Annotated in this window: 14 protein-coding genes; 9 read left to right on the forward strand and 5 right to left on the reverse strand. The window is 42.2% G+C overall.

What is annotated here, in order from left to right; genetic code table 11:
- The first annotated feature begins 15 nt into the window (after positions 1-15).
- A complete protein-coding gene (gene pgeF / locus H6G96_RS19965; RefSeq protein ID WP_190913068.1) occupies positions 16-795 on the forward strand; it encodes a peptidoglycan editing factor PgeF in 780 nt (259 codons plus the stop codon).
- A gap of 40 nt (positions 796-835) precedes the next feature.
- Here pgeF and H6G96_RS19970 read toward each other — a convergent pair whose 3' ends face one another.
- Positions 836-2,311, reverse strand: a complete 1,476-nt coding sequence (locus H6G96_RS19970; protein ID WP_190913069.1) for a glycosyltransferase family 87 protein — start codon at positions 2,309-2,311, stop codon at positions 836-838.
- 402 nt (positions 2,312-2,713) lie between these two features.
- Positions 2,714-3,757, reverse strand: a complete 1,044-nt coding sequence (gene csaB, locus H6G96_RS19975; RefSeq protein WP_190913166.1) for a polysaccharide pyruvyl transferase CsaB — start codon at positions 3,755-3,757, stop codon at positions 2,714-2,716.
- A gap of 127 nt (positions 3,758-3,884) precedes the next feature.
- Here csaB and H6G96_RS19980 point away from each other — a divergent pair, with 127 nt between their 5' ends.
- The 7 genes from H6G96_RS19980 to H6G96_RS20010 all read left to right on the forward strand — a co-directional run bounded on the left by H6G96_RS19980 (position 3,885) and on the right by H6G96_RS20010 (position 10,176).
- On the forward strand, positions 3,885-4,220 hold the full coding sequence (locus H6G96_RS19980; protein WP_190913070.1) for a DUF2499 domain-containing protein: 336 nt from the start codon (positions 3,885-3,887) through the stop codon (positions 4,218-4,220).
- A complete protein-coding gene (locus tag H6G96_RS19985) occupies positions 4,217-4,528 on the forward strand; it encodes a DUF3593 domain-containing protein (protein WP_190913071.1) in 312 nt (103 codons plus the stop codon). The genes H6G96_RS19980 and H6G96_RS19985 overlap by 4 nt, the downstream gene beginning before the upstream one ends.
- A 35-nt stretch (positions 4,529-4,563) precedes the next feature.
- Positions 4,564-5,337, forward strand: coding sequence for a 1-(5-phosphoribosyl)-5-[(5-phosphoribosylamino)methylideneamino]imidazole-4-carboxamide isomerase (gene hisA / locus H6G96_RS19990; RefSeq protein ID WP_190913072.1), 774 nt, complete (start codon positions 4,564-4,566; stop codon positions 5,335-5,337).
- 380 nt (positions 5,338-5,717) lie between these two features.
- The gene (locus H6G96_RS19995; protein ID WP_190913167.1) at positions 5,718-6,959 is read left to right on the forward strand and encodes an insulinase family protein; all 1,242 of its coding nucleotides are present in this window, start codon (positions 5,718-5,720) and stop codon (positions 6,957-6,959) included.
- 66 nt (positions 6,960-7,025) lie between these two features.
- Entirely contained in the window at positions 7,026-8,297 is a 1,272-nt protein-coding gene (locus tag H6G96_RS20000; RefSeq protein ID WP_190913168.1) for a pitrilysin family protein, read from the forward strand.
- Positions 8,298-8,386: 89 nt separating this feature from the next.
- Positions 8,387-9,454, forward strand: coding sequence for a peptidoglycan-binding protein (locus H6G96_RS20005; RefSeq protein ID WP_190913073.1), 1,068 nt, complete (start codon positions 8,387-8,389; stop codon positions 9,452-9,454).
- 368 nt (positions 9,455-9,822) lie between these two features.
- Positions 9,823-10,176: a phage holin family protein gene (locus tag H6G96_RS20010; protein ID WP_190913074.1), complete on the forward strand. Its 354-nt coding sequence runs from the start codon at positions 9,823-9,825 to the stop codon at positions 10,174-10,176.
- A 171-nt stretch (positions 10,177-10,347) separates the two neighbouring features.
- Here H6G96_RS20010 and H6G96_RS20015 read toward each other — a convergent pair whose 3' ends face one another.
- The 3 genes from H6G96_RS20015 to argS all read right to left on the reverse strand — a co-directional run bounded on the left by H6G96_RS20015 (position 10,348) and on the right by argS (position 13,346).
- Entirely contained in the window at positions 10,348-10,809 is a 462-nt protein-coding gene (locus H6G96_RS20015) for a cobalamin biosynthesis protein (protein ID WP_190913075.1), read from the reverse strand.
- A 37-nt stretch (positions 10,810-10,846) separates the two neighbouring features.
- Complete coding sequence (locus H6G96_RS20020) at positions 10,847-11,410, reverse strand: Uma2 family endonuclease (RefSeq protein ID WP_190913169.1); 564 nt, start codon at positions 11,408-11,410, stop codon at positions 10,847-10,849.
- Between the two features lie 172 nt (positions 11,411-11,582).
- Positions 11,583-13,346, reverse strand: coding sequence for an arginine--tRNA ligase (gene argS, locus H6G96_RS20025; protein ID WP_190913076.1), 1,764 nt, complete (start codon positions 13,344-13,346; stop codon positions 11,583-11,585).
- 191 nt (positions 13,347-13,537) lie between these two features.
- On the opposite strand from argS, the gene H6G96_RS20030 reads away from it, so the two are divergent.
- The gene (locus tag H6G96_RS20030) at positions 13,538-13,762 is read left to right on the forward strand and encodes a type II toxin-antitoxin system HicB family antitoxin (protein ID WP_190913077.1); all 225 of its coding nucleotides are present in this window, start codon (positions 13,538-13,540) and stop codon (positions 13,760-13,762) included.
- The last annotated feature ends 114 nt before the right edge of the window (positions 13,763-13,876 follow it).

A 13,876-nucleotide genomic window follows, 5' to 3' on the forward strand; every position in this document is an offset into this window, starting at 1 on the left:
TAGGTTTGGTTGAAGATGCACACTTGGCACTGGCACAATTGGGAAGGATTGCCCTATCTAACTTGTAGTATTCTGGAACGTTGGCATCACGGCTTCTTTACCCAGCAGTTTTGGCCGCGATCGCCACAAGTTATCACAGAAGTATTGCAACCAGAGGCATCAGTCTATCGCTTAAAGCAGGTTCATGGCAATACTGTTCTCACCCCCCAAGAAGTTGAGAGCTTCTTAAGCTCTGCTGGGGAGGATTTAGCATCGGCGGATGGTTTAATGAGTGAGCAGCCTCTACAAGCCGTTTGGGTAGCTAGTGCTGATTGTACACCCGTGCTGATGGGGGATGTGAAAACTGGACGAGTGGCAGCATTACACGCTGGTTGGCGGGGGACTGCCAAGAAGATTGTTCCCTTAGCGATCGCTCGATTACAATCTCAAGGCAGCAAACTCGATGATTTACGCATTGCAATGGGACCCGCGATCGCTGGTGAGGTTTACCAAGTCTCTGTAGAGGTCGCTGCCGAAGTTGGGGCTAGTATTATACCAGATGATGACAAACAAAAAATTGTTCAAGCATTGCATGAATTACCAAATTCACCCTTACTGGAAGATCCTAATCCGGGAAAGGTAAGGTTAGATGTGCGGCGAGTGAATACCTTACAACTAGAAAACATGGGGATTAGTGCAGAACAAATTGCGATCGCCCCTTATTGTACTTTCCAAACTCCAGAGCATTTCTTTTCTTACCGCCGGGAAAAAGAGAAAAAAGTTCAATGGTCAGGGATTGTCAGTGGTAAAAGGTAAAAGTGGTTTTAAACTTTAGTATCAATTGACTTCTGATGTTCTAAATTTCCACCCTACTTAAAGGTTCAAAGTTCATCATTTGTTTTTGAGGCAGTGAACTAATTGCTAAAACTAAAATACTTAGGGTGATTCCTAAAACTCCATAACTTGGTAGGGCGAAGATAGTTACTTTCATAATGTATGGCAATTCCCCTGCTTTCACGTTCCAACGGTTTGCTAAAGAGTGGATGAGCCAGCCATGAATAACTGCTGTTTGCACTGCAAGAGAGCAAACCCCTGCTAACCAAACAAAGATTCTTTTTCTAGAAAATTTACAATGCCTAATCTGAGCCAGTAAATCATTTAGCAAAAAAACAACAGCAGGTATTAACATCACAGAACTAGTTTCTTGCGAATAGATGATCGCAATACTCAAGCAAGAAACGAGTGCCATTTCTGGTAAATATATTTTTTTTGACCAACCTGTTAAAGATTGTTGTAGATACCAATACCAACCTACCAAACCAACAATTATCAGAACAAGTAAGTTTGACAATAGCTTGGCAAAGAATGGGTTATTGGGAAATAATCTCGGCCCCACAACCATTAAATCGATGCGACTGATTGAAATATAGGGGCTAACTGCGGGATCGTTTTGCCAGAGTGAAAATCCACGAGCGACATCCGACACGAATTGCGTCAAAGAATTGCCCGTCAAGGCTAGACCTATAAATACTAGAAAAGTTACTGTGACAACAGATACAAAAACTAGAGATAACCGTCTTTTAAGTAGAAAATACAGAACGAATAATGCAGCTAATGTTGGTTTACAAACGGCAAGTCCCAAGCAAATTCCTGCTGGAATATCTTGATGTTTTCTAGCCAAGATAAACATCCATAAGATAAGAACTGCAATAAAAATGGCAATATTACCAACTTGAAGATCGCGAACTACGCCATAAATTAAGGCAACCGAAATTGTGCAAATAGTTCTGAAGGCTCGTGACTTAGACTCTAGTAATATATTCGCTCCCCATAAGGCCAAAACGATTGCTAATACATGCATTACAACCCAGATTTTAAATGCAGTATTGATCGAAAAATAACCCAAAAACCAGATCAGAGGAATAATATTAGGTGGATATACAAACGGTGGAAGAGAGCCACACACCGTAGTTATAGTACAAAAATTCTGATTAAAAATCTCGACATTAAAAGGACTCAAATGCTGATGAGCCAATTTACTCGCCACATAATACCACTGGAAATCCCATAAAGGTGGATTTGGCTGGTTGAGGAAATGTATTAGCCAACCTGTATAACAGAGGAATCTTGTAACTACTAATACAACAACTGCTTGGACGAGAAAGTTAACAATTGGTTGACGAAAAAATTGTATCAACCTTTGGATCACAGGAGATTTTAAGAATAAAGAATTTTTCCAGGCTGCCTTTTCATCATCTAATCGCCAATTATTTTTGAGAACAAAAGCAACTACAATTACTATAATTAAATTCCAAAAGCCAAAGCTTATCATCGGAATAATCTCAATAATTATTTCTGTATTTTGCAGATAATATCACTGAAGTCAATCTCGATAATAGATACTTAAGTATTTTCATCGCTACTTCACAAAAATTTGATAATTACTCCCGATTATTTTCATAATTACTTCATAAAATTTTCATAATTACTCCCTTCCCGCCATAAAATTGGCAAAAAAGATGCATCTTTCCATGCCACTTGCTTGCCTGTAGGGGTAACTGGAAACTACCCTTTAACCTTTTAACTCTGCGTTCTCTGCGCCTCTGTGGTTAAAGAAAATACTTTTTAGCTGCTCCAGATGTGGAGGACGCAGAGAGAAAAAAGATTTTACCAGCCAACTTCAAAAGGTTAGTCTTCAAAGTTTTGCATTCTCTTCGCTCTATATTTTTTGGTCTTACTTATTACATAAAGCGTGGCTCAACAACTCGCGGTGCATTAATGCTCTATCTACTAAAGATTGTATTTGCTCTGGTGATAACGGATCACCATTAGCATAATGCTCCATCCAAGCCAGACTAATCAAATTAGGGTCATCTGGTAAACTTGCTAAATCCCATCCAGGCATTTGCAAGTCTTCCATGAGACGATTTACCTTGGGGTCATAACTGAGAGCAAAGCAGCGACAACCTTCAGATGCAGCCATAATCAAGCTGTGTAGGCGCATCCCTATTGCCATTTCCACACCGCGAAACACACCTTTCAAAAGTTGCGGATCTTCCAGACATAAAATCTTGCTAACATCTTTAAGGCGTGGTTGAATAGCTTCGGCAATACTTAAATCTTCACTTTTTTGAAACGGCAGTAGTAAGATAAAAGCCTGCGTAGCTTTTTGAAAATCAACCAAAGCACGAGTTAAATTTGCTAGGCGTGTTTCTGTAAGTTGAGGATGCGATCGCAACGTTACTGCAACTCTCGGCGCAGGTAAATCCCAAAGTCCTGGTACTGGTTTCGATTCCAACGCCCAAACCGGGTCAGGAGCTATGATACAAGGAATTTGCCAATCAGATAATAAAGCCGCACTGGCGCGATCGCGGACACTAACTTTGCTACAATTACCAAAGGTTTGCCGTGCCAACCAACGAGTTTGCGGACGCACTAACGGGCCAATACCCTGCGCCCAAGCAACAGTTTTCAAGCCCATTTTCTGCGCCAATGCCATCAGTCCCCCATAATAAAATGGGCTGATAGTGCTAGTAACATCCTGAATGAGACTCCCGCCGCCCCAAATCAAGGCATCACTTGAGCGTAAAGCTTGCAGTACAGGTAAAACAGCCATGCGATCGCAAGTTTCTACATTGTAGCGATCGCGCGTTTCTTTTGGATTACCAGAAAGCACCACAGGCGTTACGTGAGATGGTAACATTTGCAAAAGCGTTGCCAACAAAGCTTCGTCACCACCATTACCTTTACCGTAATATCCAGACAATAACGCCCGCATCTTTGCCATTTTAGATTTTGGATTAACAACTTTTTTAACGTAGCTATATATAAAGATGTGGAAACTCCTAACTCCTAACTCTTAACTCCCCACTCCCCACTCCCAACTCCCAACTCCCAACTTTTTTATGCACGCCCTATCGATTCCCACCTGGATTATTCATGTTTCTAGCGTTATTGAGTGGATTGTCGCCATTTGGTTAATCTGGACTTATGGCGAACTTACTAATAACCGCAATTGGTGGGGATTGTCCCTTGCCATGTTACCAGCTTTAGTCAGCGCCATGTGTGCTTGTACTTGGCATTATTTCGACAACACCGAATCTCTGGAATGGCTGGTAACGCTTCAAGCTACCATGACCTTAGTTGGTAATTTTACGCTTTGGGCAGCAGCGTATTTGATTTGGCGTTCTACCAAGTCTGTTAACACTGTTGAACCAAAACCTATCGAATCAGAACAATGATTTCTAAAGAAACCCTGTTTGCACTTTCACTGTTTCCCTATTTGGGTTTCTTGTGGTTTATCAGCCGCAGTCCGCAAATGCCGCGTTTAGCGCTGTATGGATTTTATGGCACTCTCGTCTTTGTTGCCATCACCATTCCAGCCGGAATTTATGCTGTATTGCATTATGGCAAGCCTTTGGCAGATGTGGATTGGTTGCACGGTGGTGCAGAAGTATTTTTGACGCTTTCTAATATTTTGCTTGTGCTGGGTTTTGGACAGGCTGTAAGGCAATTAAAAATGAAAAATACGAACCCCAGCGATAGCTAGGGTTTTGATTGCATTGAGTTATGAGGAAGAGTTAAATGGATGTAATTCCAGCAATTGATTTACTAGAAGGTCGCTGTGTGCGACTGTATCAAGGAGACTACGATCGCTCACAAGTTTTTAGCGATAATCCTGCTGATGTTGCTAAACAGTGGGTAGATCAGGGTGCTACCAGATTGCATATAGTTGATTTAGATGGTGCTAAAGCCGGTAAAGTAGTAAACCTGGGGGCAATCGAAGCGATCGCTCATGCGGTGTCAGTGCCCATTGAAATTGGTGGAGGATTGCGCGATCGCACCAGTGTGCAACAAGTATTCAATCTAGGGATACAGTGGGCAATTCTCGGCACTATCGCTGTAGAACAACCCCAGCTAGTGCAAGAACTCTGCCAAGAATTTCCCGAACAGATTATTATCGGTATTGATGCCCGTAACGGCCGCGTAGCAACTCGCGGTTGGTTAGAAACCTCAGAAGTTTTAGCAACCCAACTGGCTGTACAAATGCAAGAATTGGGTGCAGCCGCGATAATTTACACAGATATCCACCGAGATGGTACACTTATAGGTCCCAATTTAGAAGCTTTGCGAGAACTTGCAGCAGTAATTTCCATCCCGATAATTGCCTCTGGTGGGGTAAGTTCTGTCACCGATTTGTTGAGTTTGTTGGCGTTAGAACCTCAAGGGGTGACTGGTGTGATTGTCGGACGTGCTTTATATACTGGGGATATTTTACTCAGAGAAGCGTTGCGAGCGATCGGGCCTGGGCGGATACAGGATATTCCACCCAATCTAGGTTTTTCAACCTTTGCTTGACATTTTCAACCTTTGCCAAAAGGTTTTGCCTACGTTTAATGTACAGATGTATCTGTGTATACAGATACATCTTTAATATAGCTATTTCAAACCAAAAGTTGCTTTCTAAAAGCTTACTACTGGTATCAAATGGACGAATTGATTCAATTACCAAGCCTGTTATTCTTTTATTAAATAAAATTTCCGTGCTGACTGAAAGAATTTTCCTCTCAATGCATAGCGCTTCCAATTTCTCGTTAGTGGAAACAACACTAGTAGAATAATTCTACAAAATCTGTATAACTTGATTCTAAATTAAGTATCGTTCAGAGTTAAGATAACAAAATTATCTAAAATTGTGCTTCAAACTACAAAAATTGTTAAAACAACTGACTAATACCATATTTCCAGCCTCAGTCTTCCGACTAGACAGTGGTTTAACTTTTATTCATCAAGAAATTCCCACTACTCCTGTAGTTGTGGCGGATGTTTGGGTGCGTGCTGGAGCAAGCCTAGAGCCAGAACCGTGGTTCGGCATGGCACACTTTTTAGAACACATGATTTTTAAAGGTACGGCGACGCTACCCCCTGGAATGTTCGATTCCAAAGTTGAAAACCGGGGTGGCGTGAGTAATGCGGCGACAAGCTATGATTATGCTCATTATTCACTCACCACAGCTGCCCCTTATTTAAAAGATACTCTGCCTTACTTGGGAGAACTACTGCTCAATGCGGCAATTCCAGAAGATGAATTTAGCCGCGAACGGGACGTGGTGCTAGAGGAAATTCGCTCTTGTCAGGATGATTCCGACTGGATAGGATTTCAAGCTCTGATTCAAAGCGTTTATCCGCATCACCCTTATGGACGTTCGGTGCTGGGTACTGAGCAGGAACTGATGCAGCAATCACCAGAAGCAATGCGCTGTTTTCACCACGCCCACTATCAGCCGGAAAACATGACGGTGGTAATTGCCGGGGGTATAGCCCAGGAATCAGCTTGGGAAATGGTAAATCATTCATTTGCTGATTTTGCCGAACGCTCTAATTGTCCGCAGTTTGAGAAAGTGACAAAGCCAACGATAACAGGAATTCACCGTCAAGAACTGTGTTTACCACGCATAGAGCAAGCGCGATTGTTGATGGCGTGGCTGGTACCTGGAGTAGAAGAAATCCGCGCTGGCTTTGGTTTAGATTTATTGTCGGTGTTATTGGCAGAAGGTCGAACTTCGCGTTTAGTGCGCGATTTACGAGAAGATTTGCAATTGGTACAAGGAATTTGCAGTAATTTTTCTCTACAACGAGAATCGAGTTTATTTACAATTACTGCCTGGTTAGAACCAGAAAATCTGGAGGAAGTTGAGTCCTTGATTTGCGCTCACTTAGATGATTTGCAGACTAGAGGAATTAGCGAACAGGAACTTGCTCGTACACGCAGGCTGTTATGTAACGAGTATGCGTTTTCTACCGAAACGCCCAATCAGCTTACAGGGCTTTATGGATACTACAATACCATTGCCCAAGCTGAATTAGCTGTGACATATCCGCAGCAGATTCAGTCTTTTGATGCCCAAGAACTGCAAAAATTAGCTAAACAGTATCTTTCGCCGCAGAATTATGCGGTTACTGTACTTAAACCGTGTTAGCCATTGGAGATTGGGCATGGGACATTAGTTTTTGACAAATGACAAATGACAAAGGACAAAGGACAAATGACAACCTTGCTGCAAAAATCACCTATCCATCGCACCGTATTGAACAATGGCATTGTGGTGCTGGTGGCAGAGAATCCTGCTGCGGACATTATTGCGGCACGAATCTTTGTGCGTGCCGGTAGTTGTAACGAAAACCGGGAGCAAGCAGGGTTGGCACATTTGCTATCAGCAGTGATGACAAAGGGATGCGATGGACTTTCTAGTTTGGAAATTGCGGAAAAAGTCGAGTCTGTAGGGGCGAGTTTGAGTGCAGATGCTGGCAGTGATTATTTTTTACTATCTTTCAAAACGGTAACATCTGATTTTGGAGAAATTTTAACATTGGCAGGGCAGATTTTGCGATCGCCTACTTTTCCCGAAACTCAAGTGGAATTAGAACGGCGTTTAGCACTCCAAGATATTCGTTCCCAAAAAGAGCAACCGTTCAATGTTGCCTTTGAACAAATGCGGCAGGTAATGTACCAAAATCATCCCTACTCCATGTCAGTGCTGGGAGATGAAACCACCATGAGCCGCTTAACTCGTGCAGATTTAGTGGAGTATCACCAAACTTATTTTCGTCCAGATAATGTAGTAATTAGTATTGCTGGTAGAGTCACACCCACAGATGCAGCAGCGTTGGTAGAAGAAGTTTTTGCTGATTGGCAAGCGCCAGCCCAAGCACTACCAGTACTGAATTTACCTGAGATTAGGGTGGAACCGCAGGTAAGGATTAAGCCAATACAGACACAACAATCAATCGTGATGCTTGGTTATTTGGGAACCTCGGTGAGTTCTGTTGACTATGCCGCCCTGAAGTTGCTGTGTACCTACTTGGGAAATGGGCTTTCTAGCCGCTTGTTTGTCGAATTGCGGGAAAAGCGCGGTTTAGCTTATGAAGTATCCGCCTTTTATTCTACGAGACTATTTCCAGCCTCATTTGTGGTTTACATGGGTACAGCACCGGAAAATACCACCATTGCCTTAGAGGGACTACGTACAGAAGTAGATTTATTGTCTACCGTCGAAGTATCCCAAAGCGCACTCCAAGCTGCTAAAAATAAGATATTGGGGCAGTACGCCTTGGGTAAGCAAACGAATGGGCAAATTGCTCAGATATACGGCTGGTATGAAATTTTGGGTTTAGGAATTGATTTTGACACCAAGTTTCAAGAATTGATTGCGGCTGTGAGTGCCAAGGATGCGATCGCTTCAGCTCGTAAGTATTTAAAAGAGCCTTACTTGTCTTTGGTTGGTCAAGAAGAAGCAATTAATAGAGCGATCGCGTAACTGAAAATGTGGAATCGTAAAATGCAGCAGCTGTTTTTTAGAGCAAGCGGCTGTACTATTAGCATGAGAATATTCTGGGAGTAAATTCCATGCAAAGCAGCCTGACAGCAAGTATTTTGAGTTACTTAAAATTACTAGATCCAACTGTAAATCGCTGTAGAATGGAAAAACGGCAAAAGGGTAGGTGGGCAAAGAGGTTTAAATCGTTATCAGCCATTGAAATACTCTTGTTCTGCACTACGCCTCTGCTTATTGCCTCAACGGCTGTAGTATCAATAGCAGCGCCACAAAAAATTGCCCAAGTAAATCCTGGAAATACTATCAACCGCCCTATCCTCAAAGTTGGTAGCCAAGGTGAACGCGTGGCTGAACTTCAGGCAGCTCTGAAACTTTTGGGGTTTTACTCTGGTGTGGTAGATGGTACATATACTGAGAATACCGCCAGCGCTGTTTCCCGATTCAAACAAGCAGCTGGCTTAAATCCAGATGGCGTTGTTGATGCCAGCACTTGGCAACGACTTTTCCCTAATCAACCAGAAGTAGCATCAACTGTCCCTTCATCTCAGTCAAGATTTAACTCAGCTACGAATTTTCCTGTTCCAACTCAGGCTAGCAACCTCACCAATGTTACAAATCCCAGCCCCCCCAGACAAGCTGTAACACAAGTCCCGACTAACCCCGAACCAAGACCTACTACCACAAGACAAGTTCCGACTAGCCCTGAGCCAAGACCTACTACCCCAAAAAAAGCTGTAACACAAGTTGCGACTAGCCCTGAGCCAAGACCTGCTACCCCAAGAAAAACTACAACTCCAAGCACACAAAAAACGCCGAATCGTCCTACATCAACTACTAGAACTCAGCCAACTACACGGACTGGGCAAACTACTCGAACTCAGCCTAAAACAGCTACTCAGCGAACCCCTGGGATTCAATACACCTCAGAAGGATTGCCAATTTTGCGTATAGGATTACGTGGTTCTGAAGTTGTTAAGTTGCAACAACAATTGAAAAAGCTAGGTTTCTTGAAAGGCGATGCCGATGGAGACTTTGGCGAGACAACTGAGGCAGCTGTGAAAGCAGCACAAAAGCGCTATGGTTTAGAAGCTGACGGTGTAGTTGGTGGCTCTACCTGGGAGGCTCTTTTGCGGCGTTAGCCTTGCTAAGGAGCATCTACTTTGCCTGTAAATAAAGGCGCGGACAAGATGCTTTAAAGTTCTGAACTTATTTCTTTTTTAGAAATCCCCAAAGTACAGAGGTTTTTCAACTTCAATAAACCTCTGTAAAGATTTTGCGCTTACAGAAATTTTTATGAATTTAATGCGGTACATCCTGCAATAGGATAAAGATACACCGATTAAAAGTATTTCTCTATGCCAGCACTGAAAAATTACATTACTTTTGGGCTGAGAGAAAATAATGACAACTTTAAAAGTCAAGCACAAGAACATCTGATAGTGTTACAGATCACAATCGGTAACAGTGAAATTAATTAAACTTACTGCTAATTCCTCTAAAAAAACTTATGCAACACTTTTTATTAACTTGGCTCGGTACTGCGGTGGCCTTATTTCTTACTGCTAATATCGTTCCGGGATTCTTTATCAAGAATTTTTTGACTGCCTTGGTTGCTGCCCTTGTTATTGGTTTGGTTAATGCATTTATTAGACCAATTTTACGGATTTTGACATTTCCGATTACCTTGCTCACCTTTGGTTTATTTACATTAGTGATCAATGCTTTAACCCTTTGGTTAGCAAGTGCCTTAACTCCTGGTTCTGGTTTTGAGATTCGGGGCTTTTTACCTGCTTTGTTAGGTTCAATTGTGCTAGCTATTGTTTCTAGCGTAATTAACTATTTTTTGAGAGTTGTTGACTAGAAAAATTAGTACAGTTTTGTAATAAGCTGTTTCACGTTTAACTTGCATAACTATGGCGCTCATATTGCCCACCCCACAAGTTTCGACACATTAATTGTTTGTAAGGGCACAACATTGTTGTGCCCCTACCCATCTGTCGCATTCTTTTTTCAAATTGGTATTAGATGTTTTTCACTCTAGCAATTTGGAAGTGGAGGCTTGGACAACAGCTAGTGTTACCGCTCCTGGTTGCCCTTGTAGCTGGAAACTTTGTTTAGGAACTAAGAATCTCACTTCCAATTCTTCTGTGCTGGGAAAAGTGGAAGCAGTCAACAATGGGGTTTGAGTAGCTGCAAGAATAGCAGCTGCCTCTGCTACGCTAGGTGTACCTACTGTGTGGTCGGTAATTGTGGCAGGGTTGGGGACACAGACACAGCGAAGGATTTGGGCAGAAAAAGTTTTTAGGGGCAAGTTGCGGAGATGGCAAAGTTTTACTAAACCAACTTCTGAGGCTTTAGTGTCAATGGTAGCAAAACCTGCGAGCGCACTTTCACAAAGTTGATTTTCTCCAAAAGCTTGCTCTATTGCCCAATCAATCAACTGCCATGAGGTTCCATGTTTACAACCGATTCCTACCCATAAAACCTGTTGCACTTGGTGTATCTCCTGATTAAATTCGTCAGATTTTGATTCACTCCAACAGCCATCCAAATAAATCTCCTAATGTCAGCCTCAACTCACTTGCAAAATCTGGCACAGGAAGTAAAGCTTCTAATTCATCCAACATAACTGGCTGTTGATTGCGGATGTACACAAATACCGTTTGTTCTTCTGGATCAATCAGCCAACCCATTTGTGTTTCATAATTCAGGCAATGCAGAATATTTTTTGTAACTTTCGTTTGTCTTTGATCGGGCGATAAAATCTCAATAGTCCAATCGGGAGCTGCTTGGAAGACGTTGGCAACTTGGCCATTTTCATCACGAGGAATTCTTTGCCAAGTAAACACAGAAACATCTGGTACTATTGATCTTCCGCCAAAAGTACACCGCAGTTCTGGATACGCTCGTGCAATTCGCTTGGGCTTCACCGCTAAGTTTACAGTGCAAATCATTTCACCTCGGATTGTACTGTGCTTTCCCTGTGGCATAGGCTTTTGAATAATTTGACTATCTATGTATTCACTAGCGGGCTTGGTTTCTGGTAACATTAAAAACTTTGCTAAAGTTATGTTTTTTGATGGTGTCCGTACCATTTGCGATCGCCTCCAAGGACTTCCAATTAAAAAAATAATCAATTGCTATGTATGCAGGCGAGCAGGGGGAAAATAAAAATATCATCTGAATAAATTGGGTAATTTATTCTCTAGAAGTCCCCCAACAAAACGCTTTCTTCCAACTCCACCAATTACGAATTACGAATTAGTCTTACATCCTCTCCAGTACCTTAATTCCCAACAAAGATAATCCCAGCTTCAGGGTTCTAGCAGTCAAATCACACAGAATCAAGCGGGATGTTCGCTGCGGTTCCTCCGCCTCCAATACCTGAACCCCTTGATTGCGGTCATAAAACTGATTAAACTTCTTACTCAGTTCGTACAAATACTCACATAAACGATTAGGCATTAAGTCTTGCTCTACACTACTGATAACTTCATCCAGTTGAAGTAAATATTTTGCCAACGCTAATTCTGTTTCGTGCTGCAACACGATGGCATTATTTCCCAACTCCTTAAAGTTAATATCACCCTTGCGGCTAATCCCCTGAATCCGCGCATAAGCATACAGCATATAGGGCGCAGTATTACCTTTAAAATCCAGCATTTTGTCATAGCTGAAAATATAGTTGCTGGTGCGGTTTTGGCTTAAGTCTGCATACTTAACTGCACTGATTCCAACTACCCTAGCAACTTCATTAATGAATTTTTCAGTTTCTTGGCGTTCTTCTTCTTGTAATCTGGTTTTTAGGTCAGCATGGGCACGAGAAACAGCTTCATCTAATAAATCGCGTAACCGCACAGTATCTCCAGAACGAGTTTTGAATTTCTTCCCATCTTCTCCTAACACCAACCCAAAGGGTACATGCACTAATTCCACATCATCGGGAATCCATTCAGCTTTGCGTGCTACTTGGAAAAATTGGGCAAAGTGGTTTCCTTGTCCAGCATCTGTTACATAAACTATCCGCTTTGCTTCATCCTGCTGAATCCGGTAGCGGAGGGATGCTAAATCTGTTGTGGCGTAGTTATAGCCGCCATCTGATTTCTGCACAATTAAAGGTAAAGGTTCACCTTCTCTATTTGTAAACCCTTCCAGAAAAACGCATTTTGCACCTTGGTTTTCTACCAGTAAACCAGATTTTTCTAAATCTTCCACAACTTTTGGTAGTAAGGGGTTGTAGAAAGATTCGCCGCGTTCAGTTAACTTGATATCCAACAACTCATAAATTACTTGAAACTCTTGCCGTGATTGTTCGCACAGCAGTTTCCAAGCATGAAGTGTATCTTCTGCACCTGCTTGTAATCTGACGACTTCTTGCCGGGCTGTTTCTTGAAAAGCTGCATCTGTATCAAACCGTTGTTTGGCTTTGCGGTAAAAAGAGACTAGATCACCAATGTCTAAAGCATTAGCCGTAGTAAGCGCGTCTGGGTAAACTTCCCGCAGATAAGCGATTAACATGCCAAACTGCGTACCCCAATCACCCACATGATTTAACCGTAAAACATCGTGTCCTTGAAATTCTAAAATCCGGGCGATGGAATCACCAATAATCGTAGAACGCAGGTGTCCTACGTGCATTTCTTTGGCAATATTCGGACTGGAAAAATCCACAATTTCCCGTTTCGGCGTTTTCGCGGATGGAGCTCCTAACCGGGGATCAGCTTGTATATTGTTTAATTGTGCTTCCAGGTATGCTGTTTTCAGTTTCAGATTGATAAATCCTGGGCCAGCGATTTCCGGTGGTTCGCAGATTTCGGATACATCTAGTTTCAGGGCGATCGCACCTGCGATCGCTCTTGGTTGCAATCCTAACTTTTTACTCAGGGATAAAGCCACATTCGCCTGATAATCACCAAATTTAGGATTGCTAGCAGAAACCAAAATTGGATCTACTCCAGCAAAATCAGCGCCAAAAGCCGCAACTATTGCCTGCTCAAGCTGAACTTTTAGTTTTTCTTGTGTAGCGTTCATATATAAATTTTATCTGGGAGAGAGAGAATGTAGCTCTGGAAAAGCTTGATTATTAACTTTAGCATTTCATTTTGAGCCACTTACTCCCCATCACTTACTCTCCTTCTCTTGTAGTCTGGTAAACCAAATGTGGATGTGCCAATTGGTACTCTTAAAAATATCTGGAGACAAGCTCAATTAGAGGAAGACTAATGCGTTATACAGTTGTGATTGAAAAGGGAGAAACTAGTTACGGCGCTTATATCCCTGATTTACCCGGTTGTGTAGCTGTGGGTGAAACCTTAGAAGAAGTCAAGCAGATGATTGCAGAAGCGATTGAATTTCATCTAGAAGGAATGTTAGAAGATGGTTTACCTATTCCTAAACCTACAAGCATCGCTCATGAGGTTGAAGTTGCAAACTACAGCAAAACTTAATTATAGGAAACCGCTAAATTAGCTCTAAACAATCCTTCTAGAATATTGAAGTCTATGTGATCATGCGATCGCACCGCACTTTTAGGTTACATAACTCATTCACTGTGTAGCTGC

This window comes from Nostoc sp. FACHB-892, from assembly GCF_014698795.1.
In the GTDB taxonomy this organism is placed as follows: Bacteria; Cyanobacteriota; Cyanobacteriia; order Cyanobacteriales; family Nostocaceae; genus Nostoc.

What these genes read in the sequence shown, in the direction of transcription:
- pgeF (WP_190913068.1), top strand. Translation starts at nt 16, where the DNA reads ATGCACACTTGGCACTGGCACAATTGGGAAGGATTGCCCTATCTAACT.
- H6G96_RS19970 (WP_190913069.1), bottom strand. Translation starts at nt 2,311, where the DNA reads ATGATAAGCTTTGGCTTTTGGAATTTAATTATAGTAATTGTAGTTGCT.
- csaB (WP_190913166.1), bottom strand. Translation starts at nt 3,757, where the DNA reads ATGCGGGCGTTATTGTCTGGATATTACGGTAAAGGTAATGGTGGTGAC.
- H6G96_RS19980 (WP_190913070.1), top strand. Translation starts at nt 3,885, where the DNA reads ATGCACGCCCTATCGATTCCCACCTGGATTATTCATGTTTCTAGCGTT.
- H6G96_RS19985 (WP_190913071.1), top strand. Translation starts at nt 4,217, where the DNA reads ATGATTTCTAAAGAAACCCTGTTTGCACTTTCACTGTTTCCCTATTTG.
- hisA (WP_190913072.1), top strand. Translation starts at nt 4,564, where the DNA reads ATGGATGTAATTCCAGCAATTGATTTACTAGAAGGTCGCTGTGTGCGA.
- H6G96_RS20000 (WP_190913168.1), top strand. Translation starts at nt 7,026, where the DNA reads ATGACAACCTTGCTGCAAAAATCACCTATCCATCGCACCGTATTGAAC.
- H6G96_RS20005 (WP_190913073.1), top strand. Translation starts at nt 8,387, where the DNA reads ATGCAAAGCAGCCTGACAGCAAGTATTTTGAGTTACTTAAAATTACTA.
- H6G96_RS20010 (WP_190913074.1), top strand. Translation starts at nt 9,823, where the DNA reads ATGCAACACTTTTTATTAACTTGGCTCGGTACTGCGGTGGCCTTATTT.
- H6G96_RS20020 (WP_190913169.1), bottom strand. Translation starts at nt 11,410, where the DNA reads ATGGTACGGACACCATCAAAAAACATAACTTTAGCAAAGTTTTTAATG.
- argS (WP_190913076.1), bottom strand. Translation starts at nt 13,346, where the DNA reads ATGAACGCTACACAAGAAAAACTAAAAGTTCAGCTTGAGCAGGCAATA.
- H6G96_RS20030 (WP_190913077.1), top strand. Translation starts at nt 13,538, where the DNA reads ATGCGTTATACAGTTGTGATTGAAAAGGGAGAAACTAGTTACGGCGCT.